The sequence below is a fragment of the Paenibacillus sp. MAHUQ-45 genome (genome assembly GCF_058133325.1).
Genome location: NZ_JBYUPV010000002.1, coordinates 469,844 through 489,132, shown reverse-complemented (window position 1 = coordinate 489,132; position 19,289 = coordinate 469,844). Strand labels below are relative to the sequence as shown.

At 49.6% G+C, this 19,289-nt stretch carries 19 protein-coding genes; 1 reads left to right on the top strand and 18 read right to left on the bottom strand.

Features of this window, described 5'->3' with window-relative positions; translation table 11 throughout:
• Nucleotide 1: 1 nt before the first annotated feature.
• The 18 genes from AC3Y23_RS05925 to ytaF all read right to left on the bottom strand — a co-directional run bounded on the left by AC3Y23_RS05925 (nt 2) and on the right by ytaF (nt 18,110).
• A complete protein-coding gene (locus tag AC3Y23_RS05925) occupies nt 2-709 on the bottom strand; it encodes a lantibiotic protection ABC transporter ATP-binding protein (protein ID WP_379196630.1) in 708 nt (235 codons plus the stop codon).
• Nucleotides 710-801: 92 nt separating this feature from the next.
• A complete protein-coding gene (locus AC3Y23_RS05920) occupies nt 802-936 on the bottom strand; it encodes a hypothetical protein (protein WP_379196628.1) in 135 nt (44 codons plus the stop codon).
• Nucleotides 937-1,959: 1,023 nt separating this feature from the next.
• Entirely contained in the window at nt 1,960-2,295 is a 336-nt protein-coding gene (locus AC3Y23_RS05915; protein WP_379196626.1) for an acetyl-CoA acetyltransferase, read from the bottom strand.
• A gap of 107 nt (nt 2,296-2,402) precedes the next feature.
• Nucleotides 2,403-2,747 (bottom strand): Asp23/Gls24 family envelope stress response protein, encoded by a 345-nt coding sequence (locus AC3Y23_RS05910; RefSeq protein ID WP_379196624.1) that lies wholly within the window; start codon nt 2,745-2,747, stop codon nt 2,403-2,405.
• A gap of 12 nt (nt 2,748-2,759) precedes the next feature.
• Nucleotides 2,760-3,869: an AI-2E family transporter gene (locus AC3Y23_RS05905; protein ID WP_379196622.1), complete on the bottom strand. Its 1,110-nt coding sequence runs from the start codon at nt 3,867-3,869 to the stop codon at nt 2,760-2,762.
• Between the two features lie 26 nt (nt 3,870-3,895).
• Entirely contained in the window at nt 3,896-5,239 is a 1,344-nt protein-coding gene (locus AC3Y23_RS05900) for a sensor histidine kinase (protein ID WP_379196620.1), read from the bottom strand.
• A 55-nt stretch (nt 5,240-5,294) separates the two neighbouring features.
• On the bottom strand, nt 5,295-6,002 hold the full coding sequence (locus AC3Y23_RS05895) for a response regulator transcription factor (protein ID WP_379196618.1): 708 nt from the start codon (nt 6,000-6,002) through the stop codon (nt 5,295-5,297).
• Between the two features lie 229 nt (nt 6,003-6,231).
• Entirely contained in the window at nt 6,232-7,071 is an 840-nt protein-coding gene (locus tag AC3Y23_RS05890; protein ID WP_379196616.1) for a DegV family protein, read from the bottom strand.
• Between the two features lie 193 nt (nt 7,072-7,264).
• A complete protein-coding gene (locus AC3Y23_RS05885; protein WP_379196614.1) occupies nt 7,265-8,047 on the bottom strand; it encodes an SDR family NAD(P)-dependent oxidoreductase in 783 nt (260 codons plus the stop codon).
• Between the two features lie 66 nt (nt 8,048-8,113).
• Entirely contained in the window at nt 8,114-10,723 is a 2,610-nt protein-coding gene (locus tag AC3Y23_RS05880) for a winged helix-turn-helix domain-containing protein (protein WP_379196612.1), read from the bottom strand.
• 69 nt (nt 10,724-10,792) lie between these two features.
• Nucleotides 10,793-11,758 (bottom strand): ABC transporter permease, encoded by a 966-nt coding sequence (locus tag AC3Y23_RS05875; protein ID WP_379196610.1) that lies wholly within the window; start codon nt 11,756-11,758, stop codon nt 10,793-10,795.
• On the bottom strand, nt 11,752-12,486 hold the full coding sequence (locus tag AC3Y23_RS05870; RefSeq protein WP_379197130.1) for an ABC transporter permease: 735 nt from the start codon (nt 12,484-12,486) through the stop codon (nt 11,752-11,754). The genes AC3Y23_RS05875 and AC3Y23_RS05870 overlap by 7 nt, the downstream gene beginning before the upstream one ends.
• Nucleotides 12,487-12,514: 28 nt before the next feature.
• Nucleotides 12,515-13,453 carry an ABC transporter ATP-binding protein gene (locus AC3Y23_RS05865; protein WP_379196608.1) on the bottom strand — a complete coding sequence of 313 codons (939 nt, stop codon included), beginning with the start codon at nt 13,451-13,453 and terminating at the stop codon, nt 12,515-12,517.
• 108 nt (nt 13,454-13,561) lie between these two features.
• Nucleotides 13,562-14,449 (bottom strand): AraC family transcriptional regulator, encoded by an 888-nt coding sequence (locus tag AC3Y23_RS05860; protein ID WP_379196605.1) that lies wholly within the window; start codon nt 14,447-14,449, stop codon nt 13,562-13,564.
• A 46-nt stretch (nt 14,450-14,495) separates the two neighbouring features.
• Complete coding sequence (locus tag AC3Y23_RS05855) at nt 14,496-15,332, bottom strand: sugar phosphate isomerase/epimerase family protein (protein ID WP_379196603.1); 837 nt, start codon at nt 15,330-15,332, stop codon at nt 14,496-14,498.
• Between the two features lie 77 nt (nt 15,333-15,409).
• Nucleotides 15,410-16,243, bottom strand: coding sequence for a sugar phosphate isomerase/epimerase family protein (locus tag AC3Y23_RS05850; RefSeq protein ID WP_379196601.1), 834 nt, complete (start codon nt 16,241-16,243; stop codon nt 15,410-15,412).
• Nucleotides 16,244-16,256: 13 nt separating this feature from the next.
• Complete coding sequence (locus AC3Y23_RS05845) at nt 16,257-17,264, bottom strand: zinc-dependent alcohol dehydrogenase (RefSeq protein ID WP_379196599.1); 1,008 nt, start codon at nt 17,262-17,264, stop codon at nt 16,257-16,259.
• Between the two features lie 201 nt (nt 17,265-17,465).
• The gene (gene ytaF, locus AC3Y23_RS05840; protein WP_379196597.1) at nt 17,466-18,110 is read right to left on the bottom strand and encodes a sporulation membrane protein YtaF; all 645 of its coding nucleotides are present in this window, start codon (nt 18,108-18,110) and stop codon (nt 17,466-17,468) included.
• A gap of 137 nt (nt 18,111-18,247) precedes the next feature.
• Here ytaF and AC3Y23_RS05835 point away from each other — a divergent pair, with 137 nt between their 5' ends.
• Nucleotides 18,248-18,913, top strand: a complete 666-nt coding sequence (locus AC3Y23_RS05835; RefSeq protein WP_379197128.1) for a DUF1232 domain-containing protein — start codon at nt 18,248-18,250, stop codon at nt 18,911-18,913.
• Nucleotides 18,914-19,289 lie beyond the last annotated feature (376 nt).

Genomic DNA, 19,289 nt, shown 5'->3' with positions numbered 1-19,289 from the left:
TCTACTCACCTGTCCTTCTGTGAGCCGCGGCCACCTGCATGAATAAAGCTTCCAGATTGTGCTCGGCAACAGCGGGTCCCTGATAGCCAAGCACACCTCCGGCAATAATTCCGATCTCATCCACAACCTGCTCGACCTCAGAGAGAATATGGCTGGATAAAATAACCGTGATGCCTTGCGCTGGTAGCTCCCGGATCAACCCTCTCAGTTCCTGAATGCCGATAGGGTCAAGTCCGTTCGTCGGCTCATCCAGAATCAGCAGGCGCGGATGGTTCAGCAGGGCGATCGCAATCCCCAGACGCTGCTTCATCCCCATCGAAAAATTCCCTGCCCGCTTAGAGCCCGTTCCGATCAAATCAACCGTATGCAGTACTTCGTCAATGCGCTTCTCCGGCAGACCCAGGAGCGTCGTCCGCACACGCAGATTCTCCTTTGCCGTCAAATTCTCATACAAGGGCGGACTCTCAATCAGCGCCCCGATGCTCCCCAGGTCGCGGCGGCTCCAGTCGTGACCGTTGAATATGATCTTGCCCGAGGTCGGTCTAAGGAGGCCAGTTAACATTTTCAAAATAGTCGATTTTCCTGCACCATTGGGTCCAAGCAAGCCATACACACTATTTCGCTGTACAGATAAGCTGATATTTTGCACCGCCTGCTGCTTGCCGAAGCTCTTACCTAAGTTCTGTGTTTCCAGTATCCAATCCTTCATCCTTCATCATCCTTTCTGTGTTCTCAGCGTAAAGGATAATTTTCAGGATTTTATAAGGATGCGGAAAAAGGGCTCAATCCTAAAGTTAACTTTTAAAACACCTGTGCAGTGAGAATGCTTCGGGTCAGATGCTGATGTAGATTACCTACGTTAATGCTGGGGCCGACGCCGATACTGATGTTGATACAGATATCTAAGTTGATGCTGGGGTCGACGCCGATACTCATGTTGATACAGACACCTAAGTTGATGTTGGGGCTGACACCGATACTCATGTTGATACAGACACCTAAGTTGATGTTGGGGCTGACGCCAAAGCTACTTCAGATACCTACGTTGATGCTTAGGGCGACGCCGATGCTGATGCAGATATCTACATTGTCGCAAATGCTGATGTGATACTTCTGTCAATGCTGGAGCCAATGCCGATGAAAATAATTGTAGCGAATGAATAACTGGAAAAACTCAGACTGTTGAGAAAGTAGATGTTTTGAGAAAATCGATAATTAAACCCTTGATGAATGAACCGATCTCGAAATCAGGACTTGCTTCTTGATCCATCTGGTAACGGACCTCAGATACGTTATTTCCTAACCACCGACCGTTCCAGAAAATAACGGACTCCAGAGACGCTATGAGCATAAATCGGGTGTAAAATCCACGGTTTGGGAGGAAATAGCGGCACTTGAGTCCGTTACATGTTCCAGAAGCTGGTTGATGTGTAAATAACGACGCTGGGGTCCGTTAGCCCCCATGCATACGTCTCCAACCTTCTGAAGTAGTGGTTTTGACAAGGATTGATGATGAAGCTGAGCCTGATTTATAAGGCTATTTCGCATCAACAATCGTAGAGAATGATGTTTCTGGGCAGTCTGATATTTTCCTGTTAAATCACAGCCTAAAATTTTAGTTGAAATCCCTCACAAATCTCAAGTTGTGATGGGTCACACCCCCACTTACGAGATGAACAGATGTTACTCGATAGTTCGGGCCGCATTCACTTTCACATTCACATTCGCATGCGATGGTGAGTTTCATTTACTACGTTTGATAGCATGCCGGAAAAATACAGACAAAAAAGGATGCTGCCCACTGGCAGCACCCTTTAAGCAGCAATCAACAAACACACGGTTTCTTTATCTCACAAACTATCGCTTTACAGCTTGGTGACCGAGCAACTCATACAGCGCCAGCGGTCACCTTCAGATAGCGAAGAAACAAGCAGTTACCTCATTTAACTCCCTATAACTTTACAGCAATGAGATAACCAGCAGCTCATACAGCACCAGCGGCAAGATCGCGCTGCTGGAATAACCCGGATAAGGATAAGGAGTAGCATAAGGACTGAAGAATCCGCGGGATGCATCTGCATTCACCGCCACATTGAGATACAGATGCTTGCTGTCCACGCCAGCAATGGTACCCTCATGAACCAGCCCGTCTGCTGTTTGTACTCTCACCTGGCGATTGATATGTGGCTTGGTTGATTGGTGCAGCGAATCGCGGACCCCTTGCAGCTGCCGAATCACAGCCGGATCGGCCTGATAAATCACGCCTGGCTGTTGGCCAGTATTATATATCGACATAGGTTAATGACCTCCACAGATGAATTTGCTCCATCCTATGCAGTAGCCCATCCATTGGTGCCTATGCCCATCATCGGCCAATCAAAGATTCATCCCGTGCAGCCTTCCTAACTGATCGCAATCCCTTCAACTCTAACATTAACCGACACGAGCGATAACCCCATCATCGTCTCAACAGCATCGCGCACATTTTGCTGCACGGTTTGGCAAACCTCATGAATTTTGTAGCCATAGCTGACCACGATCCGCAGGTCCACCTCCACCTCCCGCTCCTTTACTTCAATAGTGATGCCTTCCTGACCACCCTTACCGCTCAGCCGTTTGGTCAGTCCCTCTGAAATCGTCTTGGACATGGAAGCAATACCGGGCGTCTCTATTGTCGCGAGCCCCACAATTTTGGTTACCACCGTATCAGAAATATGCACAAAACCTTCTTTGAATTCTTTTAACATAGTACATCACTCCTATTCTGCAGGTTCGGAAAGTCCCCCATCTGGAACGACTGTCTTCCGTTGTAAGACAAATATTTCGTACAGCTTCACTGCAATGATCTTAAGTATCAGATATACCGGAATAATTAAAATGATCGCAAGTATCCCGCCCAAATCGCCACCTACCAGCACAAGAATAATCGTGGTAAGCGGGTGTATATCCAGCTTTTTGCCGAAAATATACGGCGCAACCAGGTTATCCTGGATCTGCTGAGCAATCAGAATGATCACAATCGACCAAATCGCTGTTGACGGCGACTGAATCAGACCTACGATAAAGATCGGCACACTCGACAGGATCGCCCCGATAAACGGCACGAAGTTCATGACAACCGCGATAAGGGTAAGCAGCAGCGCATACGGCAAGCCAATAATCAGAAAACCGATGTACATAAGTACACCCAGCGCCAGATTCACCAGCACTCTGCCTACGATAAAGTTGCTAAGCGCACTGTCGATCTCACTCATCATCGTTGTGCCTACATCCTTGTAACGCTGCGGCATGAAGCCTACGATCCTCCGTCCGAACTTGCCACCTTCCTTGAGCATATAGAACAGAATGATCGGGAAGGTAAATAGAATAACGGCAAAATTAGACACGAAAGAGAACAGGCCGGAAACATAGTTGGTCAACAAGTTGAAGCCTTTGTTCAGATAATCTGTCACCTGGGTCAGAGGGCTAAAATCTCCCGGTAGCAGGGACGAGAGCCATTTGATCTCCCCTAACTTGCGAATCTCCTCGTTCATGTTGGCGAAGAGACTTGGTGCGTTATTCACCAGGTTCACCAGCTGTGTGCGCAGGGATGGGAATACACCAATGCTAAACACCAGTAGCAGCAGCGCTATCACTACATAGACAATCAGTATGGAGATAGATCGATTGATCCTGCGCCTCTCCATGGCATTGATCAGCGGACGCAGCAGATAATAGAAGAATCCCGCCAGCATCAATGGAATGATAATTACACTAAACAAGGATAGCACCGGTTTGAAAATAAAATCCACCAAGGTGCTGACATACACAATGCCCAGCACCAGCAGAATAGCAATACAAACACGAATGAACACGTTCAATTTCGCCACTATACCCCTCCAATCCTCTAAATTCTCTATTTAGGTATCTCAATTGTAAAAATCGTCGCATCCTTGCCCTTGCGGCTCAGATGAAGTGTGCCACCCATTTTCTCTGTATTGCGCTTAGCGATGGACAGCCCAAGTCCAGTCCCCCCGCTGGCTGTGCGAGCCTCATCCCCACGGACAAACGGATCGAAGATGGTCGGCCACAGTTCCTGCGGAATACCAATACCGTTGTCGGCAATCTCAATCGCTACCTTATCTTCTGAGGGCATCAGCTCAACACGCAGCCTTGTTCCCGGAGGGTTATAAGCCAAAGCGTTGGCGATAAGATTATGAATTACCCGGGACAGCAGCTCGGCATCAAAACTGGCCATAACTTCATGATCAGGAACATTCAGCTTCAGATCGAAGTTCTTTTGCTCAATCTCCCCGTAGGTCTCCGCTACAATCTCCCGCAGAAAATCTCCCAGCTCCTGGCGCTCCACCCGCAGCAGGAAGTCCGGTGAATCAATCTTCAGCAGTTCCAGAGTATTCTGGATTAACTTGGTGACCTGTGACGATTTGTTATAAATGTAGGTCAAATAACGTGTCTGCCGCTCCTTGTCCTCCCCGCGACCCTCCACAAGCGCCTGGGCATAGCCCTGGATGCTCGTTATCGGTGTCTTCAAGTCATGGGACAGGTCCACCATCAGCTGCTGCTTACTCTCCTCAGCTTGAGCCTTTTCACGTGTGGTTCTCTCGATCATACCCGCCATATAGTTGAAAGTGTCACCGATACGGGCAAATTCTTTCTCGGCATATAACTTGATCCGCATGCTGTAATTCCCCTCGGTCATCTGGTTAAGTCCCAAGGTAATGATACGCAGCGGCTTCTTGATCCGACGGGCCACCCAATAACTGTAGATTACTGTCAGCAGAATGATCAGTCCGGTACCGACAAAGACATAGAAAGATATCGATTGATTCAGGTAAAGCTCCAACGGATCACTATTGATGGATATCTTCACCCGCTCACGCGGAATTTTGAGCAGCAGCCATCCAGCTTCATGATGCGCCTCATCCATACGAGCCATGGAGTAGTAGTAGGCCTGATCTTTCCTATTTTCCAGCGCTTCGTAAATACCGTCCTCGGTATACTGAGTTACTTCGTCTCTTTTCTCACCAATGGTGCTCACAACGTTCCTATCATTATCAAGGACCTCCAGCCATCCGCCACTTTCCAGCAGACGCCGATTTTCAATCCCGTTTGCCGGCTGCCCCCGATATTCACGGGCTTCTATCTTCAGGTTGGCGTCGGCGATGACATTTTTACCGGAATTAATAGTGACATCAATATTGATGAAAATATAGACGCCCAGCACGAGCATCAGCAACATACAGTTGAATAGCAAGAAGTCTAGTGTAAGGGAAATGTGCAGCGGTCTCTGATCTCTAGTTTTCCACGGGCGCTTCAAATTTGTACCCCAATCCGCGAATCGTCTTCAAATACTCCGGTTTTTTGGAATCGCGTTCGATTTTGTCACGAATGTTACTGATATGCACCATGATGCTGTTATCCTCATACACATAGAAATCTTCCCATACGGCCTCATATATCTTTTTGCGGGTAAATACGCGTCCTGGTTGTTCCATCAGCAGCTCAAGGATCTTATATTCGGTCGAGGTCAAGGCGACCTTCTCCCCAGAGCGGTAAAGCACGCATTCGCTGCGATCCAGTACAAGACTACCGAGCTCAATCCGTTCGTTCGGTTTCTTCTCCTCTGCGGGTGGGGCGTCAAAATGATTCACCCGGCGCAGCAGCGCACCCACCCGGGCGACAATTTCCAGAGGATTGAAGGGCTTGGCAATATAATCATCGGCGCCCAGTTCAAGGCCGAGAATCTTGTCATGGTATTGGCTCTTGGCGGACAGGAACAGAACCGGGAAGAAATGCGTTTCACGAATTCTTTTCAACAATTGCAACCCGTCCATACCTGGCATCATAATATCGAGTATTGCCAGATCGATGTGATTCGACTGCATCAGCTGTAGTGCCTGTGTGCCGCTGTGTGCCTCCAGAATATTGTACTCCTTCTCCAAATAGAGCTGCAGTAATTCCACGATCTCTGTCTCGTCGTCGGCAATCAGAATGGTATACACGTTGATCCCCCTTTATGTATCTATATCTGTATAGTAATCCCGGCCAGATCGGTCTCTTGGGTATATCTCTAAAATGCAGGACCCTGGCACCTTAACTATATCCTGCCATTCTAAATCTCATCTAAACGGAATCTAAAGATTAGCTAAATTATTAACATTCCACGATTGTAGCAAAAAATCGTACACAGGATATTATCCCCATGTACGATTGTTCATATTGTTCTTTTATTTAAAAAGCAACCCCGATTCCGCCTTCACCGGCATAGGTCCCCATCACAGGTCCCATACAAGAGAATACAACCTCCTTGAAGGGGTGGCGCTCCAGAATTCGTTCCTTGATCTCAAGAGCCAGCTTCTCACAATTACTGTGAACAATCGCAAGGACTCCCTTCTCGTAATCATGCTGCTTCTCTTCAAGCCGGGCCAGCAGCTGGTTTAGCGCTTTCGGAAGACCGCGCGTCTTCTCGACCACCTCTACCGTGCCGTCATCCCCGATCTTGAGCAAGAGCTTGATGTTCAGCACAGACGCTACTGCGCCGGACAGTCGATTGAGCCGTCCACCCTTAATTACATTCTCGAGCGTGTCCAGTGTGAACAGGGCGTTAACTTCTTCGCTCTGCTGAACAACCTTTTCCTTCAGATCCTGTAAGGTGGTATAAGATTGTGACCATTTCCCCGCTTGGGCCAGAACGACGTTGAGTCCCCCGGAGAAGCTCTTCGAATCTATAACTTCAATAGCATTCGGATACCCTTCATCCTCATACATCTCCTTGGCAATTACGGCAGTCTGATACGTGCTGCTGATATTAGAGGACATGCAGATGACCATGATATCGGTGCCTTCCTCCACTTTCTTAAACGCTTCCAGAAAATCCATCGGACTCGGACTAGCTGTCGTTGGCAGTTCCTTGGAATTGCGCATTCTCTCGTAGAATTCCGCTACTTCTGCTCCTTCCGGCATGGCTTCATGTCCGAAGTGAACCGGCAGTTGGATCACGGAAATATCGTACTTGTCAATGTAATCAAGAGGCAGATCGGAACCGCTGTCAGTGATAATCTTGATGGGCATAAAGGGTACTCTCCTTTCATTATCGTGTTTATTATAAGTGACACTTACCAGGTAAAATAGTTCAGTTTATCACTTGTCAAACGTATTTTTTTGTGCTTATACGCAAAAAAGAGCAATTTCTAGGCCAAGCGGCCTGAAAAATTGCTCTTTTCATAATCATATGGTGTCGAATCCACCCATTACGTCCGTTTCTCTACAACACTGCCGATGAGCCACCGTCAATATTCACGGCGGTTCCTGTTACATAAGAAGCTGCACCGGAGACCAAGAAAGCTATAACCTTTGCGGCCTCTTCCGTCTGGCCAATCCGTCCCAGCGGAATGCCATGGCTCGGACTCGAAGCAAATTCCTCCCAGCTCTGCTCAGGAGCGACAGACTTCCACTTACGCTCGATCTGGTCGCTGCGGATCAGGCCGATGCACACCGCGTTGACGCGGATATTGTCCCCGGCCAGATCCTTGCTCATCGCCTTCGTGAGCGCAAGGCCTGCCGCCCGGCTAACCGAGGTCGGCAGAGACGAAGCGGACGGCGTCTTGCCCTTGATCGCCGTCACATTCAGGATCGCGCCGCCTCCGCGCTGGCGCAGATGCGGTACCGCTGCCTTGGCGGTATTCACCGACCCCAGCAGCTTCAGATCGAGGTCACTATGCCAGCTCTCGCTTGTGACCTCTTCGAACGGCTTCGCCGCCGACGTCCCGGCATTGTTGATCAGAATGTCGAGTCCGCCGAAATGCCGCGCTGCTTGTTCCACTGCGCCGCGCGCCTCTGCCTCCACCGCGACATCGGCGGAGAGGATCAACGCCTCTGCCCCGGTCACTTCCTTGATCCGCTCCGCTGCCGCCTGAAGCGACTCCAAATTCCGGGCCACAATCGCTACCTTGGCCCCTTCCGCCGCTAGCGTAATCGCCGTCTCTAGTCCAATCCCCTTGCTTCCACCCGTAATTAGCGCAATCTTATCCTTCAATCCCAAGTCCATCTTAAGCTGCCTCCTCACCTATAGTTAGTGTCTTGAATAAGAACAGTTTACCATATTGATGGAGAATTATAGAAGCAGCCCCCTCGTACGGGCCGCTTCCACAGCTGCAACGCGGGAAGAGACGGCAAGCTTGCCATAAATATTAATGATATGCGTCTTAACCGTGGCCAGAGAGATACTCAAACGCTCCGCAATTTCCGGGTTGGTATAGCCTTGCGCCAGTTCGAACAGCACCTCATGCTCTCTATCACTAAGCAGTCCTTTCTCCTTCTTCGCTCGTAGAGGCTGACGCGCGGTAAAACTCAGCGCAGCCTGCAGATATTCACGCTCACCATCACTGAGCTGATCTGCAGCAGCAGCGAAATAGGTTTCAAGCAGCGGTGTGATTACCGAACGTTCCAGATAGAACGGCTGCAGGATGGCATTCTCATACCCGTAATGCAGCGCCTCGCGTAAGCTGTCGTTAATCTCTTTATCCCGCACAGTGCCTTTGGTAATCAGCAGGCGGATCTTCAGAAGGTTGGCTTCCACAAGGCGCAGCCGGTTCTGATGGCTCCGCGAGAAAGCCAATACCCGTTCCGTTAATCCCAGCGCGGGTTCGAACTGCTCCTGAGCACCCAATAGGCTGGCATACAACAGCTGCGAGACTAACGTATTCTGATCTTCTGCCTGCTGTCTGAATTCCTGCATGAACTGTTCGGCTACTGACGGAGAGAGTGTCTGTATTAAATGAACACTGTACAACAGACGATCAAGCCCCAGGTGATTATCTGCAAAGAAGCCTTTAGCCATACGATAGACCGTGTCTACACCTTCACCAACATTCCCGAACAACAGTGCATACTCTGCCACATGGTATTCGTATCCCATCGATACCATAAAGGGTGGTACAGACCCGTTGTTCAGCATTTGCTCGATCGTCTCAAGTGCCTGAAGCGCACGCTCCTGATCCATCCGCTTGTGATATACGCCGAGACTGCTGACATAATAATTGTAGCCCAGGATATCCATTATCGTAGAAGATTTCAGCAGGGTCTCCATTTGTTCATATGTTGCCAGACTTTCATTCAGCCTGCCCGTCTCCTCCATCAGCTGCGCCCGGGACGACAAGCCCAAGTAGTCCATGCAGATATTGGCGCCCCGTATCTTGTTCAGTGCTCGCTGGGCAAACAGGTCGCACTCTTGATAACGTTTTTGACTCAGGCTGATATTCGCGCTCTCGATTAAGAGCAGTGACTCTGTGACCGGACTTAGGCCAAGCCCTTCAACCTGTTCCAGGCTGAGTGGCGCGGGGAGTTCCATAGCTGCCCCTGTATCGTTAATGTAGGGGTATAAATTATATACTCCTTGCAGCACCTCATTGTCCTTATAGTAAGTTTCCAGTGCCCTTCCAATCTCATGAGCGCGTGCAAACTGAAGGCTGCCGATATTATACACCAGGCATTGCATGGCGAGGTTAATATCCGGCATTAGTTCAGGTAAAGGAAGCTTGTCGATATAGATCCACGTCTCCACACTTTCCTTCATCTTCCGCAGCAGTGCCCTTATCCCTGCATAATCGTGGGCAGCAAACAAATGACGAAGTCCCTCTTCCTCCTCGCCCCGCTCTGCCAAGACACGTGCAGCACACTGCCAATAGACCCTCTGTTCGGGTGGCGGAATCGTTCTGAACTGCTGCAGCAGATATTCCCCGAGGATATTGTGGTAACGATAGATGCCCCGCTCTTCATCAACGCAGACTATGAACAAATTCCGGCCCATCAGCGTATTTATCATGGTCTGAAAATCTGCCTCCGGCATAAGCGCTGTGCTCAGTTCTTCATCTACATACGATAAAATGCCAGTCAGAGTCAAAAATCGGCGTTCTGTCTCACTTCGTTGATTGAAAATTTCCCGAGTCAGGTAATCCGCGGTAATGCCGCCCCCTACTGCCCGCAGCCCTTCCCGATAACTCCCCCCCGCTGCGGCGACAAGCTGCAGCCCGCCAATCCAGCCCTCCGCGAACGTATTCATCTGCGCCAGCGTTTCATCGCTCGCGTCAAGCCGTAGCGTCTCTTTAAGAAATTGCAGCCCCTCTGCCTCCGTGAAACGAAGCTGATCCCCGTCAATAAACAGCAGTTGTCCCGACACCGCCTGCTCGCCAAGATAGAACCTAGGGTGCTCACGGGAAAGCAGGAAGAGATGCAGATTGTCCGGCATCGCCTTCAAAAAATAATCGATGCTATCTATCAGCTGCGGATTGCTTATACAGTGAATATCGTCAATGACGACATAATAGTCCTGCTCACTGCACAGCACATTAATGACATGCGTAAGCAGCAGCTCCATACGGGCTGTATCGGCACTTGTCTGCAAGAGCGCCAGAATATCTTCCCTTGCCTCTCCCAAAAACGGACCTACAGCAGCAATAAAATAATGCCAGAACGAGACGATATGATCATTGGCTTCATCAAGGGAAAGCCAGGCCGTATGTGAGTATCCGCTCTCCTGGAGAAAAGAAGAAACTAGCGTCGTTTTCCCCATGCCTGCCCCGCCCATCACGTAAACAACACCCGCTTCGGCGGAACGCTCCAGCCGGGCGAACAAGTCATGTCTGGGAATATAATTTTTGCGCGGATTCGGCCGTTTGAGCTTGGTTGACAGCAGTAGGGAATCTTGAACCTTTATCTGTTTCATCTCATCCTCCCGAACGTTAGTGATGTAGTCTGATTGTAGGTGGATGAGGGTAATTTTGGCAATACTGGATCAGCTTTTTTGAACATATTGTCTATTCAGCTTGAAGATCGTGAAGCTCAGAAGCAAGCCAATCAACAGGATCGGATACAACCAGGGCCAGAGCTGGAACCCGGCGGTCGGTTGTTCCAAATTCACGGCTGCGTTAAGGATTTGCTTTTGCGGTAGAACGGACACGATGGTGTCCAGAACAGGGTTATTTTGACTAAAAGAATAGAAGCTTCCCGACAGAATCGTTGATAGTGCCAGTACACTGTTGCCCAGCATCGAGGCATTATCCGGTTTGTCAAAGAGAGTATACAGTAGCAAGGCGATAGAGACGCCCAAGGCGCTAATAACGAGTAGCAGCAAAGCATACTGCACAAGTGTGAAGCCAATGGCGAGCCCCGACAGCTTCATAACAACAAGTGCCAAAAATAAAGGTAGAAACATGGACATGCAGTAAAGAATGTGCGCAGCCAGATAGCCGATCAAGGAGACTGGTGACAGGATAACGCGTTTAAGCTCCCCCTTCTCCCGATCCTCTGAAAAAGTAAACAGATTCATAAACGTGCTCATCAGCAAAAATAGCATTAGAAAACCGATGATATTGCTCCCCACTCCCCGATCCCCTTTTAGCACTGGTGCAGGACCCTCGGGATGCTGGAGCAGGTTCGTCAACATGGCTTGGTATTCATCATTTTTAAGCGTAGTAATATCGTACTGCCCGTTTCCATTCTCCTTGACAATGGCATCATACCGGTGTTTGACAAGTGTGGAGCGCGGCGGTTCTTTAGACAAAATATCGATGTTAAGCAGTTCTGAATGAATCGGTACCGTATCAGCACCACTAATCAGAACAATATGGCCTCTGACCTGCTGAAGACCCGTGAAATACACGGCGAGCGAAATCATGCCCAGCATCAACACCGTCATAATCACTACCAGTGGCAGACGGGCGAGCATCCGGGAATAGTTATTTTTTAGAATGGTCAGCATACATAATCCTCCGTTCGGAACAGCTTCACACAGCCCCAGACCAGTAGCACAGAAATCAGTATACTGACGCCCAGCACTGGTAAGAAGGAGGTTAGATTCCCGTCAACAATGATGGAGAAGAACGTATCGTTCAACCATTTTATAGGAGAGAGCCTGGAGATCAGTGCCATCGTTCCGCCCATCCCATCCCAAGAGAAGAATGTACCGCCCAGAAAAGCGAAAATCGCAACCACGTTGCTGAGCAGCGTACTGGCACCTTCTTCCGCCTTGAACACACAGCAGAACAGTACGCCCAGTGCGCATGCGGCGAATTCAATCGGCACCATCAGCAGAAGCAGGTAGCCCGCATGTGTACCGCCAAAATCCAAATGGAGCAAGAGCACAAGCAGAACCAGTACCGACAGATGACAGAGATAATTGAAGATCCACGACGTGACGATTTTGGAAAAATAGATCGGAAAGCTGCCTACCGGGGAATGAATGATGCGCAGATTCGCTTTTTTGATATCCCGTTCCATAAAAATGTTGGTTGCCGTCATTGCCCCGTTCAGGATCCCGTACCCCAGAATGGTGATCGTGTAGTAAAGGTAGGCATCGGAAGCGTGCTGGTACGCGCCGCTATTCAGAAAGCCCATAATCAGAACGATTAGTATGAAAAAAAGGGTGTTAAAGCCGATCAGCACCGGACTCTTGATCATATTCTTGAAGTCCATTCGGCAAATATGCATAAACCCGCTCATAAATGCTCTCCCTCCCTTAATCGCGCAGCTTGCGGCCGGTCAGTTTGAGAAATACTGTCTCAAGGCTGGCCGTCTCGCTGGCCACATTACGGATTCTAATCCCACTGTCCGTGAGAAGCGCAATAATCCGGTCCAGGTTCTCTATATCTTTGAGACAGGTCACTTCAAGCTGCGCGCCGTTGATCTGGACTGACTTCACACCAGTGATGCTGTAGAAAGCCGTCTCCTCGATTGGCTTATCCGTTTCTATCTCAATGATATAGCGCTTCTCTTCCTGAATTTCTGCCTTGAGCGCCTCTTTCGTACCCTCGGCGATAATCGCACCATGATCCATGATGATAATCCGCGATGAAATCGCCTCGACCTCCTCCATATAATGAGTCGTATATAGAACGGTCATCCCGCTATCGCGCAGCTGCTGAATGTTGTTCAGAATGTGATTGCGCGACTGGGGATCGATTCCGACCGTAGGCTCATCCATGATTACCAGCTCTGGGTTGTGGGCGATGGCACACGCAATATTAAGTCTGCGCTTCATGCCACCCGAGAACGTCTTCACCTTGTCATGACGGCGGTCGGCAAGTCCAGCTAAAGCCAGCGCCTCATCTGTAGCCCGATTTAGCTCTTGACCACGAAGACCGTACAAGCCGGCGAAAAAACGGATGTTGCGCTCAGCTGATAGCTCTTCATACAATGCGATGTCCTGAGGAACCACGCCGAGCTTCTTTTTGTATCCACGCAACACCTTGCTAAGGGCATGCCCTTTATAAAAGAGTTCTCCGCTATCGCTCGACAGTGCAGCTGTCAGGATGTTGATCGTTGTGCTCTTTCCCGCCCCGTTGGGTCCCAGGAAACACAGGATTTCTCCGCGTACCACCTCGAAGCTGATGCCTTTCAAGACTTCGTGGTCTTTGAAGCTTTTTTTTAGGTGTTTTACACTCAGTAAATTTTCCATTTTTTATCATCTCCTGAACCCTATCCTAGCTTAAAGCAGGCATAAAAAAATCAACCTTCCGGTTGAGTGAAAGGTTGATTTTTCATCCTTCATGAGGATGAGGGACCGCTACATCGGGCGGCTGAGGAGATCTTGCTTGTTCAGCGCCGACTGTGCAGCTGCATATTTACTGGGCATGACGCCTACCGAATTCTTGAAGATACGGCTGAACAGATGAATGCTGGAGAACCCGGTCTCCTCCGCGATCTCGGTCAAATTCTGCCGTCCTCGCAGAATTCGCAGCTTCGCCTGTTCAATACGGACATGCTTCAGATAGTTATGAATCGTGATGCCAAGCTGGCTTTTGAACAAATAGGACAGATGATTCGCGGTTACTCCCGCATGCTTGCCTATGCTTTCATTACTAAGCTGAGGGTCATGATAATGCTCATGAATATAATGAATAGCCTCTTCCAGCAGCGGCCAGCCTTTGGTTAACTTGCCCTCCGTCTCACCGGGAAGCGAGTGGCTCTTCATAAACGTGTAGAGCAGCTCCAGACAGATGGATTTAAGCAGCAACGGACTGGCCGGTGACGGATCGCTCAGTTCTTTTTGCAGCATGAGGAATTTCTTCTTCATATCCATCCGGTCGGCCAGAGGTAAACGGGATACCGGTGCGATAGAAGCCAGCTCCATCTCCTTCTCTCTTGGCTTCATCGCTTCAGGATGGCCCGCACTTCTATGCTCGTCATAATAGAGATCAAAGTGAAGAATGTACTGCACCAGCGGAAGCGCCGAGGATGACCTGATGATATGAGGCATGAAGGGATGCATCAGCAGCACATCCCCTTCCTTAACCAAATATTTCACACCATTCAGAAAGAACTCAGCCTCACCCTGATCAATATAAGTGTACACATGGTCCGGGTCCATCCACTCTCCGGCCAGTGAAGAGGAATTCTGAATTCTTGCGGCTCTGACATATGGGGAAATCGTATTCATCCAAGATTGATCCACGGCTGCAGCCCCCTTCTCTCTACGATGTCTCTATCCTGCAACGAATTTAGGCTCTGATCGGAATCTGTAATTCCTTCTCAACATAGTCACGGCAGGTCTTCATGCTATCATACGGGGTATTCGTCGTTTCGTCCACTTCAAGCGTTACCCAACCAGTGTACCCAATCTCTTCCAGTGCCGCGAAGACCTCACGCAAGTTGACTGCCCCTCTGCCCAGCTCGCAAAAGAACGGTTCGTTCTCATTGATGCCTTCCGACTTCTTCGTCAGGTCTTTGAGGTGGACGTAGGCCACTCTGTCACGGTAGGTTCTGATGATCGCTGCCGGGTCCATACCCGCTCCCTGCAGATGAGCAGAATCCGGCGCCAGATAGACGAATTCCGGATCGGTCAGATCCATCAACGTCACCAGTTCATGCTGATCCTGAACTTCCGTCCAGAGGTGAGGATGCAGACAAGACTTTACTCCCAGCGCTTTCGTCTGCTTAGCCAGTTCATTGATTGTTCCCGCTGCGATTTTGAGTTCTTCGAGCGTACTCGGCTGCTCTCTTGTTCCGCCGGGACCCAGCACGAGAATCTCAGCACCTAATTTTGCGAGAAGCTGAGCCAACCGCACATTATGAGCAATGATGTCCTCTCGGTCCTCCAAGTTACCAAAACGCCGATGCTGCCCGTCCGGCATCCCGCCGTACAATCCCGTGATCTCTACTCCATGTCCAGCCAGCAGTTCCTTGAACTGTTCTGGGTTGTCTTCGTACTGGAGCGCAAAGGACGCCCACGGTTCAATCCCGCGAAAACCAAGCTGACCAATCTCTGTTAAGGCCTCAAGATGATTCTGGCCCCAAGTGATGGCATGGGCAGCGATTTTTCCTCTGAATTCAGTCATGAATAGGTCTCCTTATTGGCAGGGCTTCACGTACCCGTACGCTAACCCCGCCTGTTACTCTGCAATTAACTGTAAGCTTATAGCCCTAGTGGGGCGAACACTTTATCAAATCCTGCTTTGGAGCGAGCCAGCAATTCTTGCGAAGTCTGTCCGCTACCTGGGGCCAGCACTTCCTGAGCCACAACACCGTGATAGCCGATTTTTGCTAGCGTTCCCAAGAAACCAGCAAGATCGATCACACCTTCTCCAGGATACAGACGGTCACCATCTTGAAGTTCAGGGATTGGAAGTTCCTTGGCATCATTGATATGAACATGTGTAATTTGCTCTGGTTTGAGCTTCAGTAGGTCGTCCAATGCCAGCTCGTTCGTATACCAGTGATAGGAATCGAGCAGCAGTCCGACATTACGGGAATTGATGGCCTCCATCCACTCGAGGGTATCATCCATCGTCCAGATGAACGGATTAGCCCACTGTGTACGCAGATGTTGACTGCCGACAAACTCCAGACCCAGCGAGATACCATACGCCCCCAAAATGTCCGCGCACAATCTCAAACGACGCGTAGCAGCAATCATGAACGGAGCCGCTGGCAGGTCGGTAGAAGGTAGAATGTACGTACAACACGCTTTACAATTCAGAGCAGCCGCAGCTTCTGCCACCCGCACAAGCTGTTCCAATCCTGCCCGGAAGTTCTCTTCCGTGCTCCGCCAATCCACATCCAGGCTGAAGGAACCGATCGTAACCCCGGTGCTTTCCAGCAGTTCTAATGCTTTATCTTGTCCAAGCTCCTGAATCAGCTCTAGCGGATTAAGATCCACTGCCTGAAAGCCAAACTCAGCCGCCCCTCTGATATACTCTTCAATCGACGCAAACGAGCCGAGACCCGCCGTAGTTAGTCCTCTTAACATGTCTTTGTCCTCCTTAGGCCCAGTCGAACAGTACGCCGTTGTATTGGTCTTTATTGTTTCTTAGTCCTGCATAAGCTTCACTAGCTTGCTCTGGCTTGATCACATGGCTGATCAGCGGCTCGATTTGCAGACGGTTTTGCAGCATCAGTTCGAAGACAATCTTCGAATTGCGCACCAGCGAGTGCTTCAAGAACTGATTTGGTTCTGTAGGGTAACGCCACTCATGCGCACCTTTGAACGTAATGCAGCCACGGTTATACAGATGGCAGTAGTTGAGTACATCCGTAAGATCTGTGTTGTACTCTCCACGCGGACTACCCAGCAGAATGATCTCTCCCTGGCTGCTGATATACTCCAGACTATCCACTGCAACCTTGGAGATCCCGGTGGCTTCGATATGAGTGGATACACCCTGACCGCCCGTAAGCTCCATCAATTCTTCTTTTACTTTACCGCTGCTACCATCCAGCGCGTGATCTACACCACACACACTTGCTGTCTTGAGTCGTTCTTGGGACAGATCCACCCCGATCACTGTTGCACCCTGCAGGCGGGCCAATTGAGCGGCCAGATTGCCGACCAATCCAAGACCAGATACACTTACCTTGTCGCCAAGCTCAATGTTCGACACGCGAACCGAAGTGAAGGCCACAGTAGCCATCCGAGTGAAAGGAACCCATCTGAGATCCAGTCCATCCGGTACCTTCAGTACAACCTCTTTAACCTCCAGCACCTGGTATTCGCTATGACTGCCATAGTGGAAAACAGCATCTCCAACTTTCAAATCCTTAACGCCTGCACCGGCTTCAACGATTCGGCTAACACTGGCATAACCTGGGTTAAGCGGGAGCTGGGCCCACCACTCTGTGCCTGCCAGCATTGCCAGCTCCGTTCCTGGGCTAATCAAAGAATATATTAATTGAACCAGAACTTCATTTTCCCCAAGACTTGGAGCTGTAAACTCCTCTTCCACCGTTTCTACTTGATTTGGGCTAACGAACATAATTTTCCTATTTCTCATTTGTGTAGTCACTCCTTCAGGATCATTGATCCCTTTAAATGTATGGTTTTTTGAGTAAATTGTCTTTACCTGAAGGCATGATTTTTTGTCTAAAACTACGATGGCGACAAACCCGCTCTCCGTCCCTGCAATCCCCAGCCAAAAAGCCGTCCCTCCACTGCTTACAGTGGCGAGACGGCTTCGTTCTGAGCGATGCGCCGTTTAATCAAAAAATGAATTACATGCAATCAAAATAATGATAATCCCACTTAATACGGTACTGAACTGCCCTAAGGTAAATGAACCGATCCGCACGCCAGACAGCTTTCGCCCGAGCACTACACCGAGCCATACCGTCACATAACTCCCGATGGCCGCCGTTAAAGAAATCGCCAGCGGAGACAGTCCGATCAACCCTGCGCCTACGCCGTTCGTGACTGCATTTGCCGCCAAGGCCACCCCCAGTACCATCGCTTCCAGAATGCCGATTGAGCCGGAGTTATCTTTATCGACCAGTTCTGGATTTTGTAGAATCCCGGTCAGCGATCCACCCCCTTCCTCGCGAGCTCCTTCACTCTCCTGAATACCTTCACGCTTCTTACGCGGCGCCGCCAGCAGAATGATCCGCACCCCGATGATAATCAGCAGCAGGGCGCCGATCACAACGGGCATTACACCAGGCAACACCTTCGCCATCCATTGGCCGGAGAGAATGCCGACCATACTGAGGATGAAGCAGATCACCGCAATGATTAAATTTGAGAAAGGGTTAATACGGATGCCACGAATCCCATAAGATATTCCAACACCTAAATTATCCAGACTGGATGAGAGGGCAAAGCCGGCAATAAGAAGCCACGCGACCATGGTTTTGTTCACTCCTTGTTTCTGTTTACAGTCATACTATTGAGGTACTGTCAAAATGGTGCGCGTCCCAAATTAAATTGTTGAGAATTCCTCAACATTTGATTTTAACACCACAATGAATAGGAGGTGAAATGCACATGTCTGATGAGAAGAGAAGCCCTGATCTTGGGGAGATACTGACAACTGTACTCAAAGAGCGCAGGCTCTCCATGCGCAAACTGAGCACCTTGACCGGCATGGATACCGCCACGATCTCCCGCATCGTGAATGGCAAACAGCGCCCCAAACCTGAGCATCTGCAAGCGTTCGCTCTGCATCTGGACGTTCCCCTCGCCCACCTATTTCATGCCGCCGGCTATGGCGCTGCTGTGCCCACTCCCGCTGTTCCGACCTCCGACATTCATTCCTCTATCACCAGCATCAAGGAAACCCTGCAGGCCTTCAACCTGATCGATCATCATTTTACTGCAGAGCTGGTTCAGCGAGAACTCAGTAAATACGAACCTTATGTCCTCACCGAAGAAGGTGCGCGAAAGATTCATAGCGACTTCCCGGACAAAGTAAAAAGCGTCAACGGTGCTGGACCGTTCATTGAAGAACTGCACCGCATGTATGAGCTCTACAGCAGCACCGACCTCCCCTCAGAGGAACGCGCTATTCTGGGAAGCGGATTGTTTTATTTTGTTTCGGCGACTGACATCATTCCGGACTATGTATTCCCGCTGGGCTACCTGGACGATGCTATCGCTGTGCAGATTGTGATGGAGCGACTGCTGGCGTTACGGAGTCGGTCGGGGATATAGGGGGAATGCGATACTTATGCCAGTGTTATCTGTAAAAAAGCCGTCCCCCTGTGCAGCGTCTCTGCTGGGGTGACGGCCTTTTGGTTTTTCGTCTGCTTTTGCAGTTTGAGTTTCTTCAATTAGCAGATGGAAACTGTTATCTACAGTTGTTAGTAGTGATAATACAGGCAAAAATCAAACCACTTTTGCGAACGTACAGGTTAATGGAACGCCACTTAGTAGCGGTGCGTTATCATCTCCTCAAAATGTTCACTCTAATGTAACTTTTAATATCAACACTTCTGTTGCAATTATTGTAAATAGCGACAATCACAAATAAAATAATAGACAATGGAAGTTTTCAGTATCCATTGTCTATTATTTTGAGGAGGAAATT

Coding starts and splice junctions, on each gene's coding strand:
- AC3Y23_RS05910 (WP_379196624.1), bottom strand. CDS start 2,747: ATGTTAAAAGAATTCAAAGAAGGTTTTGTGCATATTTCTGATACGGTG.
- AC3Y23_RS05880 (WP_379196612.1), bottom strand. CDS start 10,723: ATGAAACAGATAAAGGTTCAAGATTCCCTACTGCTGTCAACCAAGCTC.
- AC3Y23_RS05875 (WP_379196610.1), bottom strand. CDS start 11,758: ATGCTGACCATTCTAAAAAATAACTATTCCCGGATGCTCGCCCGTCTG.
- AC3Y23_RS05915 (WP_379196626.1), bottom strand. CDS start 2,295: ATGTCGATATATAATACTGGCCAACAGCCAGGCGTGATTTATCAGGCC.
- AC3Y23_RS05855 (WP_379196603.1), bottom strand. CDS start 15,332: ATGACTGAATTCAGAGGAAAAATCGCTGCCCATGCCATCACTTGGGGC.
- AC3Y23_RS05865 (WP_379196608.1), bottom strand. CDS start 13,453: ATGGAAAATTTACTGAGTGTAAAACACCTAAAAAAAAGCTTCAAAGAC.
- AC3Y23_RS05850 (WP_379196601.1), bottom strand. CDS start 16,243: ATGTTAAGAGGACTAACTACGGCGGGTCTCGGCTCGTTTGCGTCGATT.
- AC3Y23_RS05845 (WP_379196599.1), bottom strand. CDS start 17,264: ATGAGAAATAGGAAAATTATGTTCGTTAGCCCAAATCAAGTAGAAACG.
- AC3Y23_RS05835 (WP_379197128.1), top strand. CDS start 18,248: ATGTCTGATGAGAAGAGAAGCCCTGATCTTGGGGAGATACTGACAACT.
- ytaF (WP_379196597.1), bottom strand. CDS start 18,110: ATGGTCGCGTGGCTTCTTATTGCCGGCTTTGCCCTCTCATCCAGTCTG.
- AC3Y23_RS05885 (WP_379196614.1), bottom strand. CDS start 8,047: ATGGACTTGGGATTGAAGGATAAGATTGCGCTAATTACGGGTGGAAGC.
- AC3Y23_RS05890 (WP_379196616.1), bottom strand. CDS start 7,071: ATGCCCATCAAGATTATCACTGACAGCGGTTCCGATCTGCCTCTTGAT.
- AC3Y23_RS05870 (WP_379197130.1), bottom strand. CDS start 12,486: ATGCATATTTGCCGAATGGACTTCAAGAATATGATCAAGAGTCCGGTG.
- AC3Y23_RS05920 (WP_379196628.1), bottom strand. CDS start 936: ATGAGTATCGGCGTCGACCCCAGCATCAACTTAGATATCTGTATCAAC.
- AC3Y23_RS05925 (WP_379196630.1), bottom strand. CDS start 709: ATGAAGGATTGGATACTGGAAACACAGAACTTAGGTAAGAGCTTCGGC.
- AC3Y23_RS05900 (WP_379196620.1), bottom strand. CDS start 5,239: ATGTTGCTGATGCTCGTGCTGGGCGTCTATATTTTCATCAATATTGAT.